The sequence below is a fragment of the Collinsella sp. BM28 genome (assembly GCF_054551995.1).
In genome coordinates, this window is record NZ_JBTOLJ010000001.1 from 1,552,449 (window position 1) to 1,578,260 (window position 25,812).

General features: G+C 62.1%; 20 protein-coding genes. 1 reads left to right on the forward strand and 19 read right to left on the reverse strand.

The features are described from left to right. Positions 1-82: 82 nt before the first annotated feature. From ACX9NZ_RS06830 to ACX9NZ_RS06895, 14 genes are all read right to left on the reverse strand, one after another. A complete protein-coding gene (locus ACX9NZ_RS06830) occupies positions 83-1,354 on the reverse strand; it encodes a serine hydrolase (protein ID WP_302741244.1) in 1,272 nt (423 codons plus the stop codon). A gap of 264 nt (positions 1,355-1,618) precedes the next feature. Next, positions 1,619-3,847, reverse strand: a complete 2,229-nt coding sequence (ligA, locus tag ACX9NZ_RS06835) for an NAD-dependent DNA ligase LigA (protein WP_407496292.1) — start codon at positions 3,845-3,847, stop codon at positions 1,619-1,621. A gap of 721 nt (positions 3,848-4,568) precedes the next feature. After that, positions 4,569-4,760 carry a hypothetical protein gene (locus ACX9NZ_RS06840; protein ID WP_118654356.1) on the reverse strand — a complete coding sequence of 64 codons (192 nt, stop codon included), beginning with the start codon at positions 4,758-4,760 and terminating at the stop codon, positions 4,569-4,571. Between the two features lie 13 nt (positions 4,761-4,773). Next, a complete protein-coding gene (locus ACX9NZ_RS06845) occupies positions 4,774-5,370 on the reverse strand; it encodes an Rnf-Nqr domain containing protein (protein ID WP_118654355.1) in 597 nt (198 codons plus the stop codon). Next, positions 5,370-6,029 carry an Rnf-Nqr domain containing protein gene (locus ACX9NZ_RS06850; protein WP_294160306.1) on the reverse strand — a complete coding sequence of 220 codons (660 nt, stop codon included), beginning with the start codon at positions 6,027-6,029 and terminating at the stop codon, positions 5,370-5,372. The genes ACX9NZ_RS06845 and ACX9NZ_RS06850 overlap by 1 nt, the downstream gene beginning before the upstream one ends. Beyond that, the gene (locus ACX9NZ_RS06855; RefSeq protein WP_407496281.1) at positions 6,029-6,622 is read right to left on the reverse strand and encodes an FMN-binding protein; all 594 of its coding nucleotides are present in this window, start codon (positions 6,620-6,622) and stop codon (positions 6,029-6,031) included. The genes ACX9NZ_RS06850 and ACX9NZ_RS06855 overlap by 1 nt, the downstream gene beginning before the upstream one ends. Beyond that, a complete protein-coding gene (locus tag ACX9NZ_RS06860; RefSeq protein WP_407496280.1) occupies positions 6,609-7,541 on the reverse strand; it encodes an RnfABCDGE type electron transport complex subunit D in 933 nt (310 codons plus the stop codon). The genes ACX9NZ_RS06855 and ACX9NZ_RS06860 overlap by 14 nt, the downstream gene beginning before the upstream one ends. Before the next feature lie 3 nt (positions 7,542-7,544). Beyond that, positions 7,545-8,906, reverse strand: coding sequence for an electron transport complex subunit RsxC (rsxC, locus tag ACX9NZ_RS06865; RefSeq protein ID WP_294160301.1), 1,362 nt, complete (start codon positions 8,904-8,906; stop codon positions 7,545-7,547). Positions 8,907-9,084: 178 nt separating this feature from the next. After that, positions 9,085-9,462, reverse strand: a complete 378-nt coding sequence (locus ACX9NZ_RS06870; RefSeq protein ID WP_118654351.1) for a DUF1648 domain-containing protein — start codon at positions 9,460-9,462, stop codon at positions 9,085-9,087. A gap of 12 nt (positions 9,463-9,474) precedes the next feature. Then, on the reverse strand, positions 9,475-10,554 hold the full coding sequence (gene ychF / locus ACX9NZ_RS06875) for a redox-regulated ATPase YchF (protein ID WP_304291406.1): 1,080 nt from the start codon (positions 10,552-10,554) through the stop codon (positions 9,475-9,477). A gap of 433 nt (positions 10,555-10,987) precedes the next feature. Continuing rightward, complete coding sequence (locus tag ACX9NZ_RS06880) at positions 10,988-12,253, reverse strand: 4Fe-4S dicluster domain-containing protein (protein WP_118654349.1); 1,266 nt, start codon at positions 12,251-12,253, stop codon at positions 10,988-10,990. A gap of 141 nt (positions 12,254-12,394) precedes the next feature. Then, a complete protein-coding gene (locus ACX9NZ_RS06885) occupies positions 12,395-13,057 on the reverse strand; it encodes a hypothetical protein (RefSeq protein ID WP_233546244.1) in 663 nt (220 codons plus the stop codon). A gap of 159 nt (positions 13,058-13,216) precedes the next feature. After that, positions 13,217-14,560 (reverse strand): 6-phospho-alpha-glucosidase, encoded by a 1,344-nt coding sequence (locus tag ACX9NZ_RS06890; protein ID WP_118654347.1) that lies wholly within the window; start codon positions 14,558-14,560, stop codon positions 13,217-13,219. 175 nt (positions 14,561-14,735) lie between these two features. Continuing rightward, entirely contained in the window at positions 14,736-16,328 is a 1,593-nt protein-coding gene (locus tag ACX9NZ_RS06895; protein ID WP_407496279.1) for an alpha-glucoside-specific PTS transporter subunit IIBC, read from the reverse strand. Between the two features lie 310 nt (positions 16,329-16,638). Here ACX9NZ_RS06895 and ACX9NZ_RS06900 point away from each other — a divergent pair, with 310 nt between their 5' ends. Then, positions 16,639-17,361, forward strand: a complete 723-nt coding sequence (locus ACX9NZ_RS06900; RefSeq protein ID WP_118654345.1) for a UTRA domain-containing protein — start codon at positions 16,639-16,641, stop codon at positions 17,359-17,361. 123 nt (positions 17,362-17,484) lie between these two features. Here ACX9NZ_RS06900 and ACX9NZ_RS06905 read toward each other — a convergent pair whose 3' ends face one another. From ACX9NZ_RS06905 to groES, 5 genes are all read right to left on the reverse strand, one after another. Continuing rightward, positions 17,485-19,260: a glycosyltransferase family 39 protein gene (locus ACX9NZ_RS06905; RefSeq protein WP_407496278.1), complete on the reverse strand. Its 1,776-nt coding sequence runs from the start codon at positions 19,258-19,260 to the stop codon at positions 17,485-17,487. Then, the gene (locus tag ACX9NZ_RS06910; RefSeq protein WP_118652633.1) at positions 19,257-19,439 is read right to left on the reverse strand and encodes a hypothetical protein; all 183 of its coding nucleotides are present in this window, start codon (positions 19,437-19,439) and stop codon (positions 19,257-19,259) included. The genes ACX9NZ_RS06905 and ACX9NZ_RS06910 overlap by 4 nt, the downstream gene beginning before the upstream one ends. 52 nt (positions 19,440-19,491) lie before the next feature. Continuing rightward, on the reverse strand, positions 19,492-22,917 hold the full coding sequence (locus ACX9NZ_RS06915; protein ID WP_407496277.1) for a LamG-like jellyroll fold domain-containing protein: 3,426 nt from the start codon (positions 22,915-22,917) through the stop codon (positions 19,492-19,494). Positions 22,918-23,485: 568 nt separating this feature from the next. Beyond that, positions 23,486-25,123, reverse strand: a complete 1,638-nt coding sequence (gene groL, locus ACX9NZ_RS06920; RefSeq protein WP_294160277.1) for a chaperonin GroEL — start codon at positions 25,121-25,123, stop codon at positions 23,486-23,488. A gap of 121 nt (positions 25,124-25,244) precedes the next feature. Then, positions 25,245-25,532 carry a co-chaperone GroES gene (groES, locus tag ACX9NZ_RS06925; RefSeq protein WP_118652629.1) on the reverse strand — a complete coding sequence of 96 codons (288 nt, stop codon included), beginning with the start codon at positions 25,530-25,532 and terminating at the stop codon, positions 25,245-25,247. Positions 25,533-25,812: the final 280 nt, after the last annotated feature.

Consider the following 25,812-nt stretch of genomic DNA (forward strand, 5'->3'; position numbering starts at 1 on the left):
CCGCACGGGCATACGAACCCCTCGGCACGCCCCGACTTCGGCAGAACTTCCGACCACGGCCAGCCTCGAAGCACCCCGGAGCCTACGCCTCGGCGGAATCCTGCACGTCAAGGCCTTCGCGACACGAGAGCAGGGCACGCGCCAAATCGCCCACGAGCTCACGGTTCGACTCGGAGTCAGGCATGGCGGTAAGGATCGACATGATGTAAGTCTTCCCGTCGATCTCGACGATGCCGGCATCGCTCACGCTGTTGTACGCGGGATCGGAATCGGAGCACCAGCCTGCCTTGTCACGCACGGTCGCGCCCATACCCTCAAGTCCATCGCGGATAAAGGAGACCGCCGTCTGGCTTGTCAGGTCGCTCAGCCATTGCGCCGTGTCCGTGCCACCCGATATATAGCTGAGCATTTCCGTCCATAAGCGCGCCGAGCTACGGGCGCAATAGGTAGGGAACCAGGAGTCGGAGCGATAGACGGCGTCCATGGCGCCAAGCGCCGTGACCCATTCGTCGAACCCCTCTTGATCAAACGCGTTCCTCAACGCTCCATACGCGTTGTTGCTCGACTGCGTGATCGCTCCTTCGATGAGGCTGGAGATGGTGTAGGAGCTGCCCGCGTAGAACCCGTCAGGGCTCAGCGAGTAGTTGACCGTGCAATGCGTGTCCAGCGAGGCGTCGCCCGTCTCGATGAACTCCTCGCACACATACAGGGAGTAGAGGGCCTTGAAGGAGCTCGCACCATACGTCACCAAATCGGGCTGGTACGAGATGCCGCGGCCCGTCTCCACATCAATAAACACGACGGATGCGCTTCCCTGCTCCTCGATAGCGTCGATTGCCTGCTCGACGCTGGCAAAGTCGTCCGATGCGATCGTGGGGCTCTTCAATCCGGACAGTGAGAACAGCCGCAGTCCGTCATCGGTGGGCATTTCGTCAAACGACGCCGCAGTGAGATCGAACTGGAGGTCCTCAAGCTGTTCGGACTCTGACGCGGTCTTTACCTCGGCTTTCGTCGCGGCCTTCTCCTTGGCGGCTTCCTGCTTGGCAGCCTCAGCCGCAGCAGCGGCGTTGTGGGCAATCGCACTCGGGATGATCACCGCCAACACCACAATGCAGGCAAGCGCGGCATACCAAGACGCAGGTACGGAGCGCAGTAGGCACACGGCTCGTTCGAGCGCCCCCTGTCCACCCGCGCCGGCATACGAGGAGCGATAACCCGATGCCCCACTCCGACGATACCCATACTGAGAGGATGAACGCGTCCCGTAGTCGTCACGCGCGTTGCCGTGCCAAGATGCGTGTGCAGAGCGATCGCCACGGTCACGCTCGTAACCATCGGCGCCTGCATGTCCCACGGATCGACGCGTTGCCCCTGCGCCGGCACTCCCACTCCGCGATGACGCCAGCTGAATGCCCGGCCTTCTTGCGGATCCATTCCCCGAGGCGCGACTTGACCCAAATCCCCCGCCGGAGGCATATCCGCCGTCGCCGTTCCAGTCGGTGGACCCGTAGGCTTCCTCATCGCGTTCCACAGGGCGCCTCGAGCGACCGCGGTCAGATGCGTACCCCATGTCTGCAACCGCCTAACGTACAAGTGACAATTATGTCACCGCATGGTACTACACATTTGGTACCTCTCCGGTTGCAAGAATCGCCTCCATCGCTGCTTCATCGAGCACAGGCACGCCCAAACTCTCTGCCTTGGTGAGTTTTGACCCCGCCTTGGGACCCGCCACCAGGTAGCTCGTCTTCTTGGAGACCGAGCCGGAAACCTTGGCGCCGAGCAGCTTGAGCGCCGCGCCCGCCTCGTCGCGCGTGCGGTTGACGAGCGTACCGGTGAGCACGAAGGTGAGGCCGGCGAGCGGTTGCCCGGACGCGAGGGTGGCATCGACGCCGGTCTCTTGAGCCGCCTGCGCCACCGCGGCACCCAGGTTCTCCTCGAGTGTGAGGCCAACGTCGCGCAGGCGCTGCAGGACCTCGAGATTCTCGGGCACGGAGAGGAACTCACGCACGGACGCCGCGATCTTGGGGCCGATGCCCTCACACGCGGCAATGTCCTCCTCGGATGCGGCGGCCAGCGCGTCGATGGTGAGGAATCGCTTCGCGAGGACCTCGGCAACGGACTTGCCCACATGGCGGATGCCGAGCGCGAACAGCACGCGAGAGAGCGGCTGCTCCTTGGAGCGTATGAGCTCGTCCATGACTTTGGTTGCGATAGCGGTGCCCACCTTGATGGAGTCGCCCGCGGCTACGCCCTTCTTCTTGTCGTCCTTGGCGTAGGTGCGGCCGGTATCGAGCGCGGCGATTGCATCGACGTCGAGCAGGTAGAAATCGGCGACATCGTGCAGCAGGCCCGCCTCGATCATCTTGTCGATGAGTTCGTCGCCCACGCCGTCCACGTCCATGCAGCCGCGGCTCACCCAATGGATAAGGCGCTCCTTGAGCTGAGCGGGGCAGTCGAGTGAGATGCAGCGGTACGCGACCTCATCGCCCTCATGCACGACGGGGCTGCCGCAGGCGGGGCAGGCAACGGGCATATCCCACTCGGGCGCGTCGGCGGGGCGCTTGTCCAGCACCGGCCCCACAACCTCGGGGATCACGTCGCCCGCCTTATGGACGATGATGGTGTCGCCGGGACGGACGTCCTTGCGGCGGATCTCGTCGAGGTTATGCAGGGTGGCGCGGGCGATGGTGGAGCCGGCCACCGTGACGGGGTCGAATTCGGCGACCGGGGTGAGCACGCCGGTTCGGCCTACCTGGATGCGAATCTCGCGCAGAACGGTTGTCTTCTCCTCAGGAGGGAACTTGAAGGCGATGGCCCAGCGCGGAGCACGGGCGGTGAAGCCCAGGTCAAGCTGCTGATCGAATCCGTCGACCTTCACCACCACGCCATCGATGTCGTAATCGAGGTCGGCGCGATGCGCAAGGGCGTCGGCGCAGAAGGCGTGGACTTCCGCCGGCGAAGTGCAGCGAGCGACGTTGGGGTTCACCGAAAAGCCGGCACTGCGGAGCCAGTCGAGGAACTCGTGTTGGGAGTCAACGTGCAGCGGCGCCGTGTCGGCGATGGCATACATGAAGGTAGCGAGGTTGCGCGTTGCCGTGACCTTGGGGTCCTTCTGACGCAGGCTGCCCGCAGCGGCGTTGCGGGGGTTGGCGAAGGGCTCGCGGCCCTCGGCGTCGGCCTCGGCGTTCAGGCGGGCGAAGCTGCCCTTGGGCATATAGACCTCGCCGCGGACCTCGATGGGGGTCGCGCGGTCCGCGCCCATGTGCGCGAGCGCCGCCTCGGAGAGATGCATGGGCACGTCCTTGATCGTGCGAACGTTAAGCGATACGTCCTCGCCCGTGGTGCCGTCGCCGCGCGTGGCAGCGCGCACAAAGGCGCCATTTTGGTAGGTGAGGGCCACACCGAGGCCGTCAATCTTGAGCTCGCAGGTGTAGGCCACGTGCCCGGCGCCAAGCGCATCTTCCGTGCGGGCGAGCCACTCGTCGAGCTCCTCGAGGTTCATGGCATCGTCCATGGAATACATGCGCGCCATGTGCGTGACAGGCGTGAACTGCTCAGACACGTAACCGCCCACGCGCTGGGTGTAGGAATCCGGGGTGACGAGCCCGGGATAGGCTGCCTCGATCTGCTGGAGCTCGATGAGGAGCTTGTCGAACGCCGCGTCCGTAATCTCGGGAGCGTCGAGGGCGTAGTACCGATAGGCGTGGTAATCGAGCAGATGGCGCAGCTCGGCCGCACGCGCCGCCGCCTGGTCGACCGTCTGAGCATGGGCGGCGCCCTCAAGGGGGGACCGAGAGCCGGTGGATGCATCCGCGGCGGCACCGGCTGACGCGTTGGCGACCATCTGGGCACCAGTGCCCTCGCCGTCCGCAGCGACGTGCGCTGGAACCCCGGTCTCTCCCTGTCCCGTCATACCCCCGAACAAACTCTGCTGATCAGCCACGTCTGCCTCCTTGATTGATTTCAACTGTTACAGAGTACCATCGCGTCGAGAATCAAGCGCCTTCGCATGGTCGCCCCTCACAAACACACGGCCCCTCTCCTACGGACCGTCTAAGCTGCCCATACGGCATGTCAAAGAGTCATTGCAGCGAACGTTTGGCGTGCAAATACGCAAATGTTGCCCCAAATCACGTTAGGCCGAGTAGAGAGCTATATTGGCATCACAAAAGAGCAGGTAGAAAGGATGACATGATTTTGCGTACTTCACGCATCGCGTTTTGAGGCAACATTTGTGTATTTGCAAGCCGACAGAGATGTTGCGATGGCAGCAGATGCAATCCAAGGCCTCGCGGTCATCGATCGCCAAAGAAAAAATGTGCCATTGAGGACATCGTCCTCAATGGCACATCTAATGGATGCCTTGTTGGCGGAAAACGACGCTCTAACAGCGAAGTTCTCGATGGCAGCGACGCTCTAGACGTCGGCGGGTGCGACCAGATCTCGACCGCCTTGGCAATGGAAACGATGCGCCCCTGGCTGCCCTGGTAGCGTCATCTCCAGGCCCGTCGGTATCGGCACCGGCGGCATCATCTCCGGACCCGGCGACCTTAGAGGAGGATCGACTAGGCCTCGTCAGCTCCGAACTCGGCGGCACTGGCATCGGCCTCCGCCTCGGCGGCAAGCGCCGCCTTGTACTCGCGCCACTCGGCGTGCTTGTGCACGCCGGCGCACACGGACAGCACGAGCGCCGCGGAAACCGCCACGAAGCCCAGGACGAGCATGGGCGCCACGGTGTAGAACACGGATTCGAACATGGCTCAAACCCCCTTACACGAACAGTCCGCCGGCGATACCGGCGACTCCGGTGAACGCCAGCGCCATGAGGGACGCGGTCACGAGCGTAATGGGCAGGCCGCGCAGGGCGGCGGGCACCAGGCGCTCGTCGATGCGGTCGCGCACGAAGGCGAACAGCACGACGGCGAGGAGCACGCCCAGGCCGGCTCCCAGCGAGCTGCCGAGGGCGGCGTCCCAGGTGAGGGTCTCAGCAGCGGCGGCATTGCCGAGCGAGACGGCCAGCACGGCGGCGTTGCAGGCGATGATCGGGCACGCGCGCAGCAGGCGCTCGCGTTCCGCCACGGTCTTGCCGGCACCGAGAACCGTCGCGATGACGACGATGGCGGTCCAGCTCACGAGCACATACGCGAGCGGGGCCAGATAGGCCACGCCCCAAGGCTGCAGGAGCTGCGTGTACAGCGGCCAGCCCAAGGCGCCGGCGACGGCGGTCGCCACCGCGACCATGCCGCCGAAGCACCAGGAGTCCTGCGGGCGGCCGGCCACCAGCACGACGGACACCATGCCGACGAGCTGCGCGAACACGAGGTTGTTATCGAGAGCGGCGGTAAAGAGCGCATTGAGGAACGCCATTAGCGCTCACCCCCTTCCGCATCGGCGCCATCGGCGGCAGCGCCCTTGGCGCACACCTGCTCGATGGACTGCACGAACACTGCCACGAGCGCCAGCACCAGCAGCGAGCCCGTGGGCTTGCCGAAGGCGGCGATCGGCGAGGCGGCGAGCTCGCCCATGGTGAGACCGAAGACCTGGCCGGTGGTGAACATGCCGTTGATGAAGCCCACGAACGCGAGGGTCGCGAACACGCACACGGCCGCGAAGGCGGCGGTGGCGAGCGGCGTCTTGGCCGGGGCGACCACGAGGCCGTCGCCGGCGATCCAAGCGACCACGAGCGCGTTGACGGCGACGAGCGGCAGGTAGATGCCGAGCGCCTCGAACACGACGGGATCGATCACGCGCACGGCGTACCCGAGCAGCGTCACCACGGTGACGCTCAGCATGAGCATGACGGCGGAACGCGACCACACGCCGGTAAAGGCACGCAGCACCGGGGCGACGAGGGCCATCACCAAAATGGCGACGGCGGTCACGATGCCGATAGCAACGCCGTTCTCCAGCGAGGTGGCGGCGTACAGGGCGGGCAGGGCGCCCGCGACCACGAGGAACGTGGGCGTATGGATCATCTTGGAGATACGAGCGTCCTGCTCGCGCACGATGTTCTCATTCAAGGCCATTAGTTGCCTCCCATCTGAGCGTAGGCGGCGAAGGCGATATTGAGGCAGTCGACCACGGCGCGCGAGGTGAAGGTCGCACCGGAGACGGCGTCGACGTGGGTCTGGCCCGAGCCCGCTTCCTCGACCGTGAGCTCACCGGCGGCGGGAGAGCCCGCGAAACCGCCGAAGTACTCCTCGGTGAGCGCGTTGGTGCCGATGCCGTCGGTCTCGTCCTCGGCGACGACCTGCAGGCCCGCCACGGTGCCATCGGCGTTGATGCCCACCATGAGCTCAACATCACCGTGGTAGCCCTGAGAGGAGGTCACGTCAAAGACCCACTCGCCGTTGTCGGCGCGGTACACGGAATTCAGGCCCTCAACAGCAGGAGCAGATTGGGCCTCGAAGGATCCGGCATCGGGGAACAACGCCTTGCGCTGGGCGCCGCCCTTCGCCTCGTCAAGAGCGGCATCGGAGGCGGTGAAAGCGTCGGTCAGGCCGTAATGCGTGCCCGCAAGCACGCCCGCGCACGCAAGCGCGACGAGCAGGACCGCGAACGCGGAGAAGATGGCACCGTTGCGGCGACGTGCCAGGGGACATTTGCTAGACGAGGGCATGCTTCACACCTCCAGCGGGCTGAGGACGCGTGTAGCGGTCGATCAGCGGGGTGAACATGTTCATGAACAGGATGGAGAACGCCACGCCCTCAGGGGCGGAGGCGAACAGGCGCACGAGCGCGGTGATGACGCCACAGCCTATGCCGAAGATGATCTTGCCCTTCGGCGTCATGGGCGTGGTGGTGTAGTCGGTAGCCATGTAGAAGGCACCGAGCGCAAGACCGCCGGAGAGAACCTGGTAGATGGCGTCCTGGCCGGCCAGGCCCGTGATAACGGCAACCGTGGCGATGAAGGGCACGGTCGCCCAGGCGTCGACCACACGCAGCACGAGCAGGAACACGTAGCCCGCGAGCAACGTGATAATGCAGGTCTCGCCAAGCGCGCCTGCGTGCATGCCGAACATCATGTCCATATAGCTGTAGGGCTCAGCGCCCGCAGCGTTCATGGCAAGCGGGGTAGCGCCAGTGATGGCGTCGAGCGGACGACCCATGATGTCGGGGTAGGCACCCAGGGCGATGGGCATGGCGAGCATGATGAACACGCGGCCGGCGACCGCCGGATTCGCGAAGTTGCAGCCGATGCCGCCGAACAACATCTTGACCACGGCAACGGCGAACACGGTGCCCAGGATGGCCGGGAAATAACCGCAGTCGGCAGGCAGGGTGAAGGCGAACAGCATGGCGGTGACCACGCAGGACAGGTCGCCCGCAGTGCTCTCACGGTGCATGAGCTTGCAGCACACGTGCTCGGTCACGAGCGCAGTGGCGACGCAGACCAGTACGAGCAGCGGAGCGCCGAGGCCGTAAAGGAACACAGACGCCACGAGCGTGGGTACAAGCGACAGGCACACCATACCCATGATCCACTGCGTGGAGCCCTTCCCGTGGAAGTGAGGCGAGGCCTCGTTGATGAGGTTCATGGTTTACGCCTCCTTCTTCTCGGACGGGACGGCGGGCTTGGCCGGGGCGGTCAGGCGCGCAACCTCACCGCGGTAGACGGCCTTGCCCTCGCGGATTGCCGCGGTAATGCGACGGTGCGCCGGGCACACGTACGCGCAGGAGCCGCACTCCATACAGTTCATAACGGCGAGCTCGTCGAGCGCGACCACATCATGGCTGCGGGAGGCGCCGTCGAGCGCAAAGGGCGACAGCGACAGCGGGCAGGCGCGCACGCAGCGGCCGCAGCGGATGCAGGCGGTCTCGTCGGGCAGGACGGCGGCGTCGTGCAGGGCGACGATCGCGTTGTTCGCCTTGATGATCGGGCAATCGATATCGGTGATGGTGCGACCCATCATCGGTCCGCCCATGATGATCTTCCTGGGCTCCTTGACCATACCGCCCGTGGCCTCGATGACGTCGCGGACGCTCATGCCGATGGGGATGCGATAGTTGCCCGGCTTGGCGATACAGTCGCCCGTGACCGTGACGGTCTTACAGGTGAGGGGCATGCCATAGCGGAAGTACTGCTCCACGCGCGAGATGGTGGTGACGTTGACCACGAGGCAGCCCACATCGATGGGCAGGCCACCGGCGGGGACGTCGCGGCCGGTCGTGGCCTTGATGAGCACCTTCTCGCCACCGGCGGGGTACTTGGTGGGGATCGACATGACCTCGATACGGTCCTCGCGACCCTTCTCCTTGACCACGCGCTGGAGCTCGAGGATGGCCTCGGGCTTGTTATCCTCGACGCCGATGACGGCGGCGGGAATCTCGAGCGCCTCGATGGTGCGGAACACGCCGTCGACGACGCGCTCGGTATGCTCCATCATCTGGCGGTAGTCGCTCGTGATGTAGGGCTCGCACTCCATGCCGTTGACCACGAGGAACTCGAAGCTCTTGCCTTGCGGGGCGCGCATCTTGAACCACGTGGGGAACGAGGCACCGCCCAGGCCCACCATGCCGGAATCGCGCACGCAGGAGATAAACTCCTCCTTGGTGGTGTACTCGGGCGCCTTGAGCGCGGGGTCGGCCTCCATCTTGCCGTCGGAGACGATCTCCACCACGGGTGCGGTCGCGCCCGTGGGCAGCTGCTCGGTCGCCACCTTGGCGACCGTGCCGGAAATGCTCGCGTGGATCGGGGAGCCCAGGCCCTCGACCTGGCCGATCAACGTGCCGACATATACATGGTCGCCCTCGCTCACCACCGGACTCGCCGGCGCGCCGATGTGCATATTCAGCGGAATGAGCACTCGCTCGGGCGACGTGATGGACGTGCAGGCAAAATCCCGCATATCCTTGCACTGGGGCGGATGCACGCCACCCCTCGTCTTGTGCAGAGAGAACATTGGCTTCCCTTCCATATCTCCCCCAACAATGCGCGGCCGCGCAAAGCACGGCCGCGGCGCATAGCTAGGAAAAATTGTAACGGGTTTCCACCCGATATGGGGTGCCAATGAGCAGTTTTATGCGGCCTGAAGCGTTTTAGCGTCCACAATGGACGACAAAGCTCTCCACGCGATCGGATTAGATGCCAATCCCCGAGCCGGTATAGACGCCGTACAGGATAATGCCCGTGGCGACGATGAAGACGATTCCCTGGACCGTCGCATTGCGGACCGCACGCTGGAAGGTGATGACGGCGAGGGTCTTATCATCGCGATAGCTCTTGGCGTTCTTGATGCCCGTGGCGATCGTGGCACCCGAAAGCAGGAAGCCAAAAGCCGGAATGAGCATGAGCTCCCACTTGGAGCCCCAGCGCAGAACCTCGCCCGCGGAGCTGACCTTCATGGGAACCTGGTCGCCGAGCTGCGGGAAAACCATCAGCACCGCGATCAGCGGGATGAACGAAAGCATGATGGCCACCATGGCCCTTGTGCCATTTTTCTTGCCAAACGAGAACATTACAGCCCCTCCTTACACGTTGAAACGGAAGTGAACGACGTCGCCGTCCTGCATGACGTAGTCCTTACCCTCCATGCGCAGACGTCCCGCCTCCTTGGCGCCCTTCTCGCCGCCGAGCTCAACGTAATCGTCGTACGCGATCGTCTCGGCCTTGATGAATCCGCGCTCGAAATCGGTGTGGATCACGCCCGCGGCCTGAGGAGCCGTGGCGCCCTGGCGCACGGTCCAAGCCTTGACCTCCATCTCGCCCGCGGTAAAGAAGCTCTGCAGGCCGAGGAGCTTGTATGCCGCCTGGGCGAGGGTCTCCAAACCCGAGCGCTCAAGCCCAAGGTCGGCCAGGAACATCTGGGCCTCCTCGGGGTCGAGCTCGGAAAGCTCGGCCTCCACTTTGGCGCAGATTGGGATGGGCACGACGCCGTCGATGGGGTCGAGCTCCTCGCCCAGCATGTCCTCGTCGACGTTGGCCACATAGAGCATGGGCTTCATGGTGAGCAGGAAGAGGCCCTTGGCGGCGGCGCGCTCTTCGTCGGTCATCTCGAGCGTGGCGGCGCGGTTGCCCTCGTTGAGCCACTCGAGCTGGCGCTTGGCGATCTCGAGCTTGGGCTTGAGCTCGGCGTCGCGCTTGGCCTCCTTCTCGAGCTTGGGAAGCTGCTTCTCGAGCGACTGTATGTCGGCCAGGATGAGCTCGGTCATGATGGTCTCGGCATCGCTCGCGGGGTCGACGAAATCGCCCGTGTGGTTGGCCTCGCGCATGACGTCCGGGTCCTTGAAATAGCGAACCACCTGGCAGATGGCATCGCACTCGCGGATGTTCGCCAGGAACTGGTTGCCCAGGCCTGCGCCCTCGGAGGCGGCACCCTTGACCAGGCCGGCGATGTCGACAAACTCGACCGTCGCGGGAACGATGCGACCAGGATGCACGATGTCGGCGAGCGCCTGCAGGCGGTCGTCCGGGACATCGACGATGCCCACGTTGGGGTCGATCGTGGCGAACGGGTAGTTTGCGGCCAGGCCGCCCTTCTTGGTAAGGGCGGTGAACAGCGTGGACTTGCCCACGTTGGGCAAGCCGACGATTCCGATGGAGAGTGCCATGGGATTCCTTTACTCAACGCGGCGCATATGGCGCCGTTAACATGTAAACCTTGTTATTATAGCCCGTTGACATAGCAAAGAGACGCGGGGGTCAAGCCCCTCGCGCCGCGCGGCCCCGCAATCCCTCCGCCGCAATCCCTCTACCGCAATCCCTCCCTGCAATCTTGCTGCAAATCTGCCTACTCCTTGTCGAGAGTTAACTCTCGCGGCATTTTTGCGGATGCATCCCCGTGAAAGCTCCGCGAAAGTTAACTCTCGCGAGTTTTAATCGAGTATTACCCTACATTTGGCGTTATTTGACCATATGTAGGGTAATCACATCAGGCAAGCGCTCGCACTTCGGGCATTTCCCGGCTCTCGAGCATCTTCAGCTGATATGTTGTCTCAAGATCGAGCCAGAAGCGCGGGGTCGTACGAATTATTTCCGCGTCCCTTACTCCGCGAACTTCTCCACGCTGTCGAGGACCTTGTCCACGGTCTTCTTGACCTGGGCCTTAGCCTCGGCATACTCGGCCTTGGCCTCCGCAGCGAGCTTCGCCTTGCGCTCGGCCTCGGGATCGGGAACCACGAGCTCGGCGCCATCGCGCTCGACCATCGTGAGGGCGTGGTCGCCGCACACCTCGGCGCACAGGCCGCAGCCGATGCAATACGTGGGTTCAATGGCGAGCTTGCCACTTGCGAGCAGATCGCATGCGAACACGGGGCACGCCGCGACGCAATCCCCGCACATGGTGCATTTGTCATGGTCGCACTCGGGTATCTGCACCCGCACGTTCTCCGCGAGCTCCGGGTGCTGCTGAAGTGTGGAAAGCATGAGCTGGCGACCCTGGGTGAGGACGCGGCGGCGCTTTTGCGACGTCGTCCCGCAGGCGGTGTTGAGAGTCTTCTCCAGCGCGCTCACGCGGCTCGAATGCTCGCGGATGCGCTGCGTCACGGTTGCCACGGCAGCGGTCGCCGGCGTGAGCTTGGACACCGTCAGACCCGTCTGGCGCACGATGTTGTCGACGAACTCCTTGCGCTCGTACTCGCGGCGTTTGTTGCACACAAGGTCCTTCGGCTCGACCTCGAGACCCATGCCACGACCGGCCCACTCCTCGGCAGTCGCGATGGCCTCGCCGAGCATCTCCTCGCCCGCGGCGTTTCGACAGGCCGTGCAGATGTCGAGCGGCAGGTACACGCTCACGTTGGGAAAATCGGTGAGGATGGAGAACCACGTCTCGCGCGTGACATCGCCCACGCAGGCAAGCACGACTTCGTTCTCGCGCGGGACGCGCTTGAGGGCACGCGTACAGGTGACGTAGGCCGTCTCGTGAGCGGTCGCCGCGCGAGCCACGGCGTCGTAAACCTTCTTGGGCTGCAGGCGCGGGCTCACGAACGCCTCCGTGGGACACGATGCCACGCACAGGCCGCACTTGCGGCAGCTGTCGAGCACGTCGATGGCGCCGTCCTCGATCTCGATGGCGTTAACGGGGCACACGTCGATGCACGCGCGGCAGCCGCTCTTGTCGGACTTGCAGGCCAGGCATGGAATGCAGTTCACACGCGGACGTTCCTTGTAATCCGCCGGGTTCCAATGCGGCTTGGAATCGTCCACCGTGCCGATCAGCGCGTCGGTAATGCCGCCGAACGGGTTTTTGAGCGCATCGATGCCCTTGCTGATATCGATAATGTCGTCGAACATGTCGCGCTGCTGAGCCATGCGTATCCCCTTGCGCTCGATTTGCCGAAAAACGCGCCCGCCATCCAGACGGGCGCGTTCACAGCACCATATTGTACTCAGCGCCGACTCACTTCGCGAGAGTTCCAAATGCAGAGGCGCGCCCAAGGTGCCTGCCGTCCGCTACACGCCAAGGCGCGTGCTCGCGAAGAAGCAGATACCGGCGAGCGCCAGCACCACGAGGGCTCCGGAGATATCGACGAGCATGCCGCCGACGCCACGATGCGCACGCCAGGCATCAAGGCCCTCGGAGCCGCGCCTCCACGTGCGCCAGAGCAGCACGGCCATACCGGCGATTCCCACGATATTTTGCAGGAGCATCTCGGCGCACAGAAGCGCGATGAGGTTCGACACGGCATAGCCCGTGTCCCCCTGCGCGTAATGACGGTAGACGAACCGCAGCAAATACGCCACGAACGGCTGCAGGCACGCGGCGATGAGCGTGATCGATGCGGCGGGGTTCTCGGCGAACGTCGCTTGCAGGCCCTCGGCCGAAAGCCCACCGCCCGTCATGGACAACACCGCGACCGACCCCACCAGCACAAGGCACAGCACGACCTCGACCGTCGTGAAGATGCGCTTCGTGAGCTGCTCACGGCCAGGCAAGTTCTCCTCGTCAAGTGCCGGTAGCCACCAGGATTGACGATCGCCGGGGGCATTGGCTTTGCGTGCGCCCGCCGTCTCTCCGTTGCGAGCTACTTGGCCCTGCACGCCCGAGCGCCCCTCGCGCCGAACATCGGCCTTCGTACCAGCCGCCGCAGCCTGCGCCCTCGTCTTCTTCGCCATGCCCAATACATCCTTTCGCCTGCCAACACGCAACCATGCCACCTCAAGGGTTTTTAAGGCTTTCCCAAGTGCCGCAGATCGCCCTGAAAGAGGAGGGCGCACGCCTTGCGAGCGGCGCCCGACGATTGAGGGGCGAGGTGCGGTGCTTGGGGAAGTCGACTACTTGAGCTCGGGCCAGAAGCCCTTGTTGGCCTCGATGAGCTCGTCCAAGATCTGCTTGGCGACCTTGGCGGACGGGATGGTGGCGGAGAGCGTCAGCGCCTGCCACAGCTTCTGGTAGGAGCCCTCGACCCAGGCCTGGACGACGAGCTTCTCGACGGAGACCTGCTGCTCGAGCATGCCCTTCTGCCACTGCGGGACCTTGCCCTGGCAGATCTTCTCGTAGCCGTTGGAGCCCACGATGCAGGGGACCTCGACCATGGCGGTCTCGTCGAAGTTTGACACGGCACCGTCGTTGGGGACGATGAGCAAGAAGCGCTCACCCGTGTTCTCGGCCAAGGCGCAGGCCAGGTCGACGATGTAGGTGGCGTGCGCATCGGCCTCGAAGCCCGCACCCTTGGCGGTACCGGTCTCGATCACCTTGCGGCAGGCGCCGAAGACCTTCTTCTCGCGGCCGTCCATGACCTCGTTGGCGCGGGTGTACTCGGGGTTGGAGGTCTCAACCACATAGTCCGGGAAGGTATAGTACTTGAGGTAGGTGTTCGGGATGGTCTCCGGGTCGAGCGCATAGACGTCCTTGGCCTTGCCGAAGGTGTGGATCCAGGATTCGTCGATATGCTGCTCCTGGCCCTCCTCGTGGCTGATGCCGTCGAGGTAACCGTTCTTGGCCATGTGCTTCTTGATTTCGGGCATGAGGTCGTTGCCCTGCTTGTCAAAGATCTTGGTGAACCAGCCGTAGTGGTTCAGGCCGTAGTAGCTGTACTGCAGGTCGCGGTGATCCTCAAGACCGCACATGACGGCCATCTTGTCCATGAGGTCGATGGGCATGTCGCAGATGTTGATGATCTTGGAGTTCGGGCGCAGCACGCGGCAGGCCTCGGCCACGATTGCGGCCGGGTTGGAGTAGTTGAGCATCCAGGCGTTGGGAGAGTACTTCTCCATGTAGTCGAGGATCTCGATGACGCCGCCGATGGAACGCATGCCGTAGGCGATGCCGCCGGCGCCGCAGGTCTCCTGGCCCACGCATCCGTACTTCAGCGGGATCTTCTCGTCGAGCTCGCGCATGGCGTAGAGGCCCACACGGATGTGGGCGAGGACGAAGTCGATGCCGGTGAATGCCTCCACTGGGTCGGTGGTGTAGGAGAAGTCGAGCTCAGGCGCATTCTCCTTGAAGTAGATCTCGCAGGCCTTGGCCACGATCTCCTGGCGCTCGGCGTTGTTGTCGTAGAAGATGACCTTGTCCACGGGGAAGCGATCGTGCTCCTTGAGGAGCATCAGCGCGATGCCGGGGGTGAAGGTGGAGCCGCCGCCGGCGATGGTTACTGCGTAGCTGGACTTTGCCATGGTTGATCCCTCCTGGATCCGGCCGCCTACCTGTTGTGGGGGCGCCGCCGCGGCCACGTGCGACGCCCGGTTGGTACCAAAATGGCGTGCCCGGTTGTGCTGGGACGGGCGGCCCCGTGATGGTCGGCGTGTTTTGGGAGACGTAAGGCGTCACTGCCCGGCGTCTGCCCACCCCTTAGAGAAGAGCTTCGAAGCGATCGCGGACCTTGGGCACCTTGAGGCCGATGATGACCTGCATGCCCTTGCCGTTCTTGGCGATGCCGCTCGTACCAATGGACTTGAAGTCGGGATCGTCGGCCACGAGGGTCTCGTCCTTCACGTTGACGCGCAGACGGGTCACGCAGTTGGTCACGTCGACGATGTTGTCCGCACCGCCGAGCAGCTCGAGGACGGCCGCAGCCATGACCGCGTAGGGGTCGGACTCGTCGATCTCGACGCCTACGGCATCGGCGAGCTCGCCATTCTTGGCGGCGCGGTACTCGGCCTTGCTGCGGAACTTAACCTCCTCGGCATCATCCTCGCGACCAGGGGTCTTGAAGTCGAACTTGAGGATGAGGAAGCGGAAGACCACAAACCAGATGAGGGTAAAGACGAGGCCGATGGCGAGCGTCATGAGGTACTGCTGCCAGTGATTGGCCATGAGCGGAATGAAGTTCAGCGAGCTGATCTCGATGAGGCCACCGGCGAACACGCCCACGCAGCCGACCATGTTGATAACCATGGCGAGGAACGCCGTGATGATGCAGTGGACCAGGAACAGCGGCGGGGCGATGAACAGGAAGGTGAACTCGATGGGCTCGGTCACGCCGCAGAAGATCGCGGTGAGGGTAATGGGGATGAGCAGGGAGAGCAGCTCCTTCTTCTTCTCGGGCTTGGCGGTGGCGTAGAAGGCAAGCGCGATGCCCGGGCAACCGAAGATCTTCGACCAGCTGGAACAAGTGAAGGCGGCGTAGGGAGCGAGCTCCTTGAGCGAATCGGTGGATGCGGCGATCTGGGGCAGTGCGGTGGCGAAGGCGGTGTAGATGCCGCCGTCGACCACGGCATTGTCATAATAGAACGGGCTGTACATGAGATGGTGCAGACCGAACGGGATGAGAGCGCGCTCAAGGAAGGCGAACACGCCCACGCCCAAGGTGCCGGTGGTTGCCACGAAGCCCTGGAAGGCACGGATGCCGTCCTGGACATGGGGCCAGCCGAGGCAGGCAAGGAAGGCAACCGGGAGCATCACGAAGAACGTGACGATGTAGACGAAGGTGGAACCGGCAAAGACGCCCAGCCATTCGGGCAGTTCGACCTCGTAGAACTTGTTGTGGATGGCAATCACGATGCCGGAGACAGCGAGAGCGCCGATCATGCCCATGTCGAGCGTCTTGATCGAGGCGATCATGGCAAGTCCGGACGTTCCGCCCACCTCGGCGGCGAAGTCGACACCGAAGAAGCCGCCCCACTGCGAGAGCAGCGTGCTCACGAAGTACTGGAACGTGAGGTAGCCCACAAGAGCTTCCATGCAGCAACGAGCGTTCTGCTTATTGGCGAGGCCAATGGGAAGCGACACGGCGAATAGCAACGGCAGCTGGTTGAAGACGGTCCAACCACCCTGAAGGATGACATTCCAGACGCCGTACCACATGGTGTCGGATGCGGCGAGAGGCCCAAAGATGACCTCGGTCGTGAAGAGCGTGCCAAATCCGATCACGACGCCCGCGAACGCGAACAGCATGACCGGGGTGAACATCGCACCTCCGAACTTCTGAATCTTCTGCATCATGGCAGGAAGTTCCTTTCCCCTCTCGTGCGTCCCGTCCTTTGCGGGGCGCTACGTGCCACCTGCGCGAACATCCCTTGGCGCCTTTACGGGATTGCTTGTTCGTACAAGTTGTGTGGCAGCATAATTGCTTACTTGTTCGTACAAGTTAATTATTGAGAAGGGACCTTCCCTGAACGGTCGGTTTTTACCGGTGAACGTGTTTCCATGCTGATGGTCGACGGCATGCGCGATCGTACACCAGCGCGCCCTGTTGCAGTATCATGTTCGTACAAGCTCAAACAAGGTAAGCTCGCACGGACGTGGGGTCATCATGCCTAAATCGGTCTACCAAGACATCTATCAAGATCTCAAAGGCCGCATCGAATGCGGAGATATTGCGTATGGCGCGTTTTTGCCCTCCGAAAACGAGCTTACGGGCAGGTACAGCTGCTCGCGCAGCTCGGTACGGCGGGCGCTCGCCGAGCTCGCGTCCGACGGCTATGTGCAGTCGCAGCAGGGTAAGGGCGTGCGCGTTATCCGCGACCCCACGCTCGACGTAAGCCGCGGCTACGACGGGCTTGAAACCTTCAACGAGATGGCAGCGCGCCTCAATTTCACGCCGACCACGCGATGCCTGGTACTTGAGGACCTCACGGCAGACGAAGACCTCGCCCGTCTGACGGGCTTTCCTGCAGGAAGCGAGCTCACGCACGTGCTGCGCGTCCGCATCGCCGACGGCAAGGCTCTCTCGACCGACGAAAGCTACTACCTCTCGTCGGTGGTTGAGGGGCTCACGCCCCCGATCGTAGAGGGCGGCATCTATCGTTTTTTAGAGGGGGAGCGCAGAATCAAAATCGCCACAAGCCGCCGCATCATCACCGTTGAAGGCGTAACCGAGCAGGACGAGCGCTGCATCGATCTTGATGGGTTCAACGCCGTCTCGGTTATGCGCAGCCACACATTTGACCTTGAGGGCATCATGGTCGAATACACCGAGACGCGTCAACGGCCCGAGACTTTCTCCCAGTACTCCACCACCATTCGCACGCGATAAGCTGCCGCGTTGGCCCGTCGACCCGTCCGCGAGTCAACCGCACCCCTTCCCACGTGCAACGCCTCCGCATTCCCTACGGAAAACGGGGGCGAGCATGGCTGCAACCGTGGCCAAAGCCACGTGTCATTGCATGCGCTCAAGCACGGTAACCGTATAGTTGTTCCGCTCGTACGGACGATAGAACGTCCTTCCCTCAACCACCTCAAATGCACCGGTCGCCACGAGGTCATCTGCAAGCGACGTGACCTCGTATACGTCGTTTTCCTCCGCATTGTCTTCATCAAGCACCACAATAAATCGCCCGGAGGCACTCAGGACCTCCTCGACATGTGCCGCAAACGACATAACGGGCGCGTACACGCGGTACGCGCGGCCGATACCCGTATCGGGGGCAATGAACGTCTGCGGCACATCGTCGCACATCACCGCATACGTTCCTGCACACATAATATTACTTGAAATAACGGTGGGCTCACCATCGTTATCGTAGGTGTGCGCCACCGCCTCGAGATAGTCAATCGGCTCATTGTTGAGCTGGGAATACCCGGCGACCACAAAAACCGCCTGGCCATATAGCCCCACAGCGATGAGCGCCGCACAGCCGCAGGCGATTGCACGCACACCCAAAAGCTTTGCCGCAACGATAGAGATGGCCAGCAGCAAAGGCGGCAACGCAACGTAAAAGTAGCGAGCAACAGCTATAGGGGATGCCAGAAGCACCGAAGCAGCCAAGGCGAACGCCACCGTACCTGCATACACTGCAACGCCCCACCAAACGTCGACGGCCCAATCATCCGAGCGCTGCACGCGACAATGGGACCCGCGTGCCATCGGCCTCAATGAAATCATGCAAAACCTGATAAACAGAAAGGCAAGTAGAAGCAGAAGCGCAGCAGCAAGCGCAAGGAACACCAGCGCAACCATTTGGAACATGCCACCGCTCAGACCACGAGCCTCATCGAGCATCTGGGTCGAAACGAGCGGATATACCATCATTTGAGCAAGGCGGGCGGGCGTGAGCTTAATCCAATAAGACGTTGATACCACGGAGAGCTGGTCCAACAGTTTAAGTAACCACGGGGCGTACAAGGCAAGCTGGCATACGGTCGATACCACAAATGCGCCCATGTTGGATTGAGCATTTTCCGACTTTGCCGCAACGCCGCGCAGCAGATGAATCATGAGCAGCAAGTTAATAATGAATGCGGCAATGGCACCAAAATAATGCAAATATGCCGAGGCGAGGCTCGCTAGGGCAAAAAGAACCCAAAGGCGCGTCGGGCGTCGGGCGCCTGCATCGGAAAGCTTTTTGATATGCAGCGCGCACAGGAAACACGCCCCGATCGAAAAAGCAGCCCAAGAATACATGCGAAGCTGCACGGACATTGACGAGGCGTGCGGCAACATAACGGACATCACGGCAAACAGCAGACCGGCAATATCGCCGTAATCCCGTCGAACGACCGTTGCGCCCAGCACGGCGAACAAGAACGTTGGAAGCAACGTAACCACGCGATAGACGATTAAATTCGTTCCAAAAATTACGTTCACCAGATGGAGCATCCAGTAGTACAGCACAGGGTGAACGTCCAAAGCACCAATGTCCCAAATCTCCGCAAACGAGTGGGTCGCCATAGCAACTGAGAAGCTCTCGTCAAACCACAATTCGTTAGTAAAGGCTCCCGTAAGCAGAAATGCGGCGCTCAATACAAGCAGTACAGGCCAAATGATGGAGGGGGGGGTGGAACAAGGCCGGGGCTCTTCGTGCGCACCATTTCGCATCCAATCGCTCGATAAACACCTCGAGCTATTGTATACCTGCGTACAGGATTGAACATGACGAGGGGCGCCCGATATGTGTCGACCATGCAAGACAATAGTGGCTGTTTTGTCTTTCATAGTCGCCACGCATGCATGGGCGGTAAAACGATCATGCACCATTGCGCCTTCGACACAAAAACCCGCGCGCGGTTCTTGACCTGCGGCAGCTCAGGGTCAAGCCAGTCGTCGCTCATGTAGACCGTCTTGCCGTCGAGCTCGCACTCGTACCAATCGGTGCCAAGAACCTTGCCGGTCACGTGGACCGCGATGCAAAAAAGGATCCGCCCTCAATGGACGGATCCTTTTTGACTAAACGCGACGCTTGCGAGCACGTGCGCCGGCTATTGTCGTTGCGACACCGACAGCCACGCCACCTGCAACCATCAGCGTCGAGGCATCGCCCGTTTGGGGCAGGCCTCCCTGGGGCTTCTGCTCGGGCTTTGGCGTGGGTTTGGGGTCGGTCGGCTTCTCGGACGGTTCGTCCGGCGTCGATGCCTTGGTCCACTTGGCACTCAGCACCAGATCGCCCTCAATCGGCCTGCTGGAATCGAACGCGGTGCCGTCCTCATAGAACCAGCCCTCAAAAACCCATCCCTCGCGAGTGAGCACGGGAAGCTCCTCGGAGAGCTTGCCGTCCACCACATCAATGGTCTTGTACGGCTCGCCATCGAGCATAAGCTTGATCGTGTAGACCGTCGGTTCGGGCTCGGGCTCCGGATCGGGATCCACCGGCGGCTCCTCGGAGCCATCACCAATGGCCACGATCGTGAAGGAGTGCGGGGCGAGCTCAAGCTCATACGTGGCACCCGTTGCCTCCTCGGTGCGCTCCTCAATCGCCAGGTTCTCAGGGTTGGCGAGGTCGTTCTCCTGGTAGAAGCTGTCACCGGCGAGCGTCTTGATCTTGAGCGTCTTGCCCGTGAGATCCATGCCGTTCACGGCGAGCGTGACCTTCTGCGACAGCGCGGCATCGGCACCGGCCGTTTCAACGTCGTTCAGGCCCAGGTTGACAATGGCAATGTAGACGGTGCCGTTCTCGTCGGTCGAGGCCATGACGGAATGCTGGGATACACCGTTGGAGAGCGTTCCTTCGTTCGAAAGCGACGTGCCCACCATCTTGGAGCCAAAGCTGCCATTCAGCATCTGGAAGATGTGCGCGCTCGGCGTGGAGAAGAACTTGAACTCGCCGGTTCCGTCCTTCTGGTTGTCCAGGTTGCCCTGGGCAACGGCCTGGATAACGGCTTGCTGGGTGGGGCCAAGCGAGTCGGCGCCGCTGGAATAGTAGTCCACCAGGCAGTGCTTTTGAATGTAGGGGCTCCCCTGCTCGGCATACTCCATGATGGCACGGGCGATGTAGAGTGCATGCGTCTGCGAACGGACCATGGTATTGGTCGAGCGGAAGATGCCGTACTCCGAAATGACCGGCACCTTGGTGTTGTCGCCCGTCACACGGCGCATGTAGTCGACATGCTTCTGCACGTTGTTGGCAACACCGTCACCCAAGCGCATGACGTCGAGGTACCACTGCGTCTTGTTCTCAACCGTGGGAGTGTTGTCGTTGTTGGCGGGATTTCCCACCTTGTTGGTGTAGGGATGCACGGCCATGCCGTCGTAGAGGGCGTCGGCGTTCTTCTCGTGCATCTTGTCGACGAAATTGTCGGCCTCCCACGAGGTGTAGATCTCGATCTCGTCCTGGGTTCCGGCATCTTTGTTGATCTGATCCATGGTGCTGCGCATGGCTTGGGAGATATCGATGAAGCCATCGCGGGCAACCTGATAGTCGACCTTGATCTGCTTGCCCTTCCCGGGAATCGCGCCATGCTCGCCATCGCCGAAGGTGAAGAAGCCGGTGGTCATGTCGAGCTGGTAAACCTTGTCGCCTGGCTTGGCGGACTTGATGTTGTCGACGGGGCTCCAAAGCTCATCGTCCACGTAAACCTTGACGGAGTCCTTCACGACCGCGTCACGAGCCTTGCCGCTCTCATCGGTGCGCGGGATAAGCGCGTAGCGGCAGGCGAATTCCTGGTTCTTCTCACCCGTGGAGTAAGACTTGGCGACGTTCCAATCGCCACGAATGACGGCGTACTGCTTGTTGAAGGTCGCGGTGCCACCGTCCACATAGCCCTCAAGGGCACCACCGTTGACGTTGGGCATCCAATACTGCTGCGAGGCAGTGCCGTCATCGCCGCCCTGGTTGTTCTCATTGCCGATCTCGAAATAACGGATGCCGAAGGGTTCGGGATGGCCGAGCTCAGCGCGCTTATCGGCCCAAGCAACACCACCATTGGGGTTGGTACCCTGCTCGGCGTTCAGGAACTCGACCATGTCGGCGGCGTCGAGCGCGTCACCGCGGCCGATGCCGTAGACCATGATGATCTCGGAGTTCATCTGCTCCGCGAACTCTGCGACCTCGAGCAGGCCGAACGCAGGTATAAAGCCCGCCTGGCCCTGGTTGTTATAGAAGCCGTGGATCTGCGGGGTGCGCTCAATCTCTTTGGTGATGGGATCGAGGTCGCCAATGGACTCGGTCCACACGTAGTTATTGGAGATCGTGCCGCCCGGGTAGCGCAGGGAGCCAAAGCCCGCCTGCTTGTAGAGCGCGGCGAAGTCGTCCTTAACGGTGCCGTCCGCGTTCACGGTGCCATAGCCGTAGTTGGAATACCGGTGGTTGATGCCAAAGAGCGAATCGTCGATGGCGCGGCCCACGACGGACGGGTCAACGGTGATCGTCGCGCCCAGCGCGCGCACGGCGGCGACCGAAGCGGCCAGCTCGGCCTTGGCAGCCTTCATGGCCTCGACGTCCTTGCCCTCTATGGCAGCATTCGCCTTGTCGATAGCGACCTTGAGAGACTGGTACTCGGCAGCGTCCTTGGTAGAGGCGTCGTCGTAAAGCTTTTGCGCAGCTTCGACATCGCGCGCGAGCTCGTCGGCGATGGTGATGTCGCCGTACGAGGCATAGAGCTGTTTGACCTGCTGCTCGGTCAGGGCGCTATCGAAGACGCACAGCTCGTCGATTTTCCCTTGGAAGCGGGACATATCGTTGGGGTTCTTGTGCTCGCCGATGAGAAGGTCCATCATGCCAGCGGGCAACGTCTCGGTCCACGTACCGGAACCGTTCTTCTCGCCGTTCACATAGAGCGTGACATTCTTGGGATCGCCCGTCTTGGTGAGAACGAGATGCTCCCAACTTCCGCGCTTGGGATCCGAACCCAAGCTGCTGTCTACCTTGCCAACAAAGGAAACGAACTCACCATCGGCACGCTGGTACAGAAGCGTGCGCCCCTCGCCTGTAAACTGGAGAATGGCGGTCTTGGCGCCAGGCGCGCTGTCCTCCGACTTCAGCCACATGGAGATGCTGTACACCTTTTGCGAGTCGACCGCCTGGGCAACCTTGACGTCAAAATCCTTGCTCTTATCGGCCAAGTTGAGCGAATTGCCGAGCGCGGTCATATCGCTCGCCTCGACCTTTGCGCCCTCGCCGCTTACCGTCAGCTTGAGGTCCTTCTTGGTGCCCTCGTTGACGTAGGTGCCGTCCTCGCCCTTCTTTTCAAACGACCAGTAACCTTGGGCGGTCTGAGGCGCCACCGTTTGGTCGGCGATCGCCGGAGGAGCCGCAAACACGCACGTCGCCGTGACAGCCGCGCCCGCGAGCGCGTAGGCGATCACATGACGCGGGCGCCTCAAGACGTTGCGAAATAACGGACGCCCCGCCATCTCGAAGCTCTGCCTTCTTCCCATCTGTCTCCCATCAACCTTGCTGCATGCGCAGCCCAGCATATCCGGCCCAATGTAACGAACATTTTCGAACATTATGTCCGCATTTCGATTAACGGTCGGTAATTCCATCGCAACGGTAGGTTGAAATGGAGGGAGTTTATTGTGTTGGAATTAATGGTGTTTTAAATCAAGGCAGCACATGGGGAATGCGCAACAAGAGATAGATGCGCGACATTAGATTGTTCAAACCAATCGAACATCTTCAAACACATAGAACCCCCTCTCCATGTCAAGAGGAGGGCATCTCGTGAATCGTTCGCCTACCATTCTGTCGAGTATACTGGACAAGACGATCCCGTTTAAAATGCCGACGAACATGACGAAGCCGCCCCGTTCTCGAGCAACGATGCGCAAGATGTAGGGCAGAACGCATAGACCCTAAAGCGCCCCTCCCCCACCACAGCCCATGCAAGGCCGAAAACGCAGGAATCCCCCGGCGGATTCCTAAGCGAACATTCCGCAGGCCGCAGGCCGAGGACGTTCGCGTGGAACCGCCGGGGGATTCCGGTGGGAGTTTAGGCCTTACGGCTTAGTACATGCCACCGCCCTGGGCACCCGCGGTAGCAGCCGCGATGGCATCCTCGAGCTGGGTGTTCTTCGGCACGTCGGTGACGGTGGCCTCGGTGATGAGGATGAGGCTCGCCACGGAGGCGGCGTTCTGCAGGGTGGTGCGGGTGACCTTGACCGGGTCGAGCACGCCCATGTCGATCATGTTGCCCCACTCGCCGTTGGCGGAGTTCAGGCCCTCGCCCGCGGGGAGCTCGGAAACCTTGTCCACGATGACGGCGCCCTCGTAACCGGCGTTCTTGGCAATGGTGGCCACGGGAGCGGTCAGCGCCTTCTTGATGATGTCGATACCGATCTGCTCCTCGGGGTCGGAGACCTCGAGACCCTCAAGCGCGGGCAGGGCGTCCATGAAGGCGACACCGCCGCCAGCGACGATGCCCTCCTCAACGGCCGCGCGGGTAGCCTGCAGGGCGTCCTCGACGCGGTGCTTGATCTCCTTGAGCTCGGTCTCGGTAGCGGCACCGACCTTGATGACGGCAACGCCGCCGGAGAGCTTGGCAAGGCGCTCCTGGAGCTTCTCACGGTCGAACTCGGAGTCGGTGTGCTCCATCTCGCCCTTGATGGCGGCAACGCGATCGGCGATGGCGTCCTTGGAGCCGGCACCGTCGACGATGGTGGTGTTGTCCTTGGTGATGGTCACGCTCTTGGCGGTACCGAGCATGTCGGCGGTGATGTCGGCGACCTTGATGCCGAGCTCGTCAAGGGCAGCCTGGCCACCGGTAAGGACGGCGATGTCCTCGAGCATGCGCTTGCGACGGTCACCGTAACCAGGAGCCTTCACGGCGCAGACGTTGAGAGCGCCGCGGATCTTGTTCAGGACGAGCGTGGGCAGAGCCTCGCCGTCGATGTCCTCGGCAATGATGAGCAGACCCTTGCCGGCGCGGGAGACGGCCTCGAGCACAGGCATGATGTCCTGCACGTTGGAGATCTTCTGGTCGGTGATGAGGATGTAAGGATCCTTCATCACGGCCTCCATGCGGTCGTTGTCCGTGACGAAGTACGCGGAGACGTAGCCCTTATCGAACTGCATGCCCTCGACGGTGTCGATGGTGATATCGAAGGTCTGGGAGTCCTCGACGGTGATGACGCCGTCCTTGCCCACGACATCCATGGCGTCGGCAATCTTGGCGCCGACCTCGGGGTCGCCGGCGGAGATGGTGCCGACGGACGCGATCTGCTCCTTGGTCTCGACCGGCTTGGCGAGGGCCTTCATCTCGGCGACGGCGGCGTTGACAGCCTTGTCGATACCACGACGGATGGCGAGCGGGTTGGCGCCGGCTGCGACGTTCTTGAGGCCGTCGTTGACGATGGCCTGGGCCAGCAGCGTGGCGGTGGTGGTGCCGTCACCCACGGTGTCGTTGGTCTTGGTGGCAACCTCCTTCACCAGCTGAGCGCCCATGTTCTCGATGTTATCCTCGAGCTCGATCTCCTTGGCGACGGAGACGCCGTCGTTGGTGATGGTGGGAGCGCCGAAGGAGCGCTGCAGTGCCACATAGCGGCCCTTGGGGCCCATGGTAACGGTCACGGCGTCTGCCAGGGTGTTGACGCCCTTGGCGAGCTTGGCGCGAGCGTCGGTGTCGAACGTAATGTTCTTTGCCATTGTTCAATCCTCCAAATGAGTGAAGTTGCATGCCGTCTGCGGCTGAGTCGCGCACCGCAGCGGCGAGAACGAGTACCACGCCTCAATTTAGGGACAGGCACTAAATTGAGGTCCGGAGATGCTACTCGACGACGGCGTAGATGTCGTCGGCGCGCATGAGGAGGTAGTCCTCACCGTCGACCTTGATCTCGTTGCCACCGAACTTGCCGTAGATGACAACATCGCCCTCGTGAACGTCGAGCGGCAGGCGCTCGCCCTTGTCGTTGAGCTTGCCGGCGCCCACGGCGACGACGGTGCCGCGCTGCGGCTTCTCCTGGGCGTTGCTGGCGATGTACAGACCAGAAGCGGTCTTCTGCTCAGCAGCGTCGGGCTTGATCAGAACGCGATCTGCAAGCGGCTTCAAAGACATGTTCGTCTCCTCCTTTGCTGGCACCCCGGCTCCACGCCAAGGCCCATGCGGTTTATGTACGCGATGAATAGTACCCAGCTTCCAGAAGTTATACAACACGACTTCAAAAAATCTTATAAACCGGCACTTAGATTTCCTGAGCGCTCATTGGGTATCGCAAAGACGCGATCGAGCATCAAATGCTTTCCGGACGTCTGGAGGCGTTTTAGGACATTTTGACCCCGTTTCCGGACATTGTCCGCAAATGTCCGGAAACGGGACGTGGATGTCCGCAAAGGCG

What these genes read in the sequence shown, in the direction of transcription:
- ACX9NZ_RS06845 (WP_118654355.1), bottom strand. Translation starts at nt 5,370, where the DNA reads ATGGCGTTCCTCAATGCGCTCTTTACCGCCGCTCTCGATAACAACCTC.
- ychF (WP_304291406.1), bottom strand. Translation starts at nt 10,554, where the DNA reads ATGGCACTCTCCATCGGAATCGTCGGCTTGCCCAACGTGGGCAAGTCC.
- ACX9NZ_RS06915 (WP_407496277.1), bottom strand. Translation starts at nt 22,917, where the DNA reads ATGGGAAGAAGGCAGAGCTTCGAGATGGCGGGGCGTCCGTTATTTCGC.
- ACX9NZ_RS06885 (WP_233546244.1), bottom strand. Translation starts at nt 13,057, where the DNA reads ATGGCGAAGAAGACGAGGGCGCAGGCTGCGGCGGCTGGTACGAAGGCC.
- ACX9NZ_RS06840 (WP_118654356.1), bottom strand. Translation starts at nt 4,760, where the DNA reads ATGTTCGAATCCGTGTTCTACACCGTGGCGCCCATGCTCGTCCTGGGC.
- ACX9NZ_RS06855 (WP_407496281.1), bottom strand. Translation starts at nt 6,622, where the DNA reads ATGCCCTCGTCTAGCAAATGTCCCCTGGCACGTCGCCGCAACGGTGCC.
- ACX9NZ_RS06895 (WP_407496279.1), bottom strand. Translation starts at nt 16,328, where the DNA reads ATGATGCAGAAGATTCAGAAGTTCGGAGGTGCGATGTTCACCCCGGTC.
- ligA (WP_407496292.1), bottom strand. Translation starts at nt 3,847, where the DNA reads ATGGTCGCCAACGCGTCAGCCGGTGCCGCCGCGGATGCATCCACCGGC.
- ACX9NZ_RS06870 (WP_118654351.1), bottom strand. Translation starts at nt 9,462, where the DNA reads ATGTTCTCGTTTGGCAAGAAAAATGGCACAAGGGCCATGGTGGCCATC.
- ACX9NZ_RS06890 (WP_118654347.1), bottom strand. Translation starts at nt 14,560, where the DNA reads ATGGCAAAGTCCAGCTACGCAGTAACCATCGCCGGCGGCGGCTCCACC.
- ACX9NZ_RS06860 (WP_407496280.1), bottom strand. Translation starts at nt 7,541, where the DNA reads ATGAACCTCATCAACGAGGCCTCGCCTCACTTCCACGGGAAGGGCTCC.
- groES (WP_118652629.1), bottom strand. Translation starts at nt 25,532, where the DNA reads ATGTCTTTGAAGCCGCTTGCAGATCGCGTTCTGATCAAGCCCGACGCT.
- ACX9NZ_RS06905 (WP_407496278.1), bottom strand. Translation starts at nt 19,260, where the DNA reads ATGAAAGACAAAACAGCCACTATTGTCTTGCATGGTCGACACATATCG.
- groL (WP_294160277.1), bottom strand. Translation starts at nt 25,123, where the DNA reads ATGGCAAAGAACATTACGTTCGACACCGACGCTCGCGCCAAGCTCGCC.
- rsxC (WP_294160301.1), bottom strand. Translation starts at nt 8,906, where the DNA reads ATGTTCTCTCTGCACAAGACGAGGGGTGGCGTGCATCCGCCCCAGTGC.
- ACX9NZ_RS06900 (WP_118654345.1), top strand. Translation starts at nt 16,639, where the DNA reads ATGCCTAAATCGGTCTACCAAGACATCTATCAAGATCTCAAAGGCCGC.
- ACX9NZ_RS06850 (WP_294160306.1), bottom strand. Translation starts at nt 6,029, where the DNA reads ATGGCCTTGAATGAGAACATCGTGCGCGAGCAGGACGCTCGTATCTCC.
- ACX9NZ_RS06880 (WP_118654349.1), bottom strand. Translation starts at nt 12,253, where the DNA reads ATGGCTCAGCAGCGCGACATGTTCGACGACATTATCGATATCAGCAAG.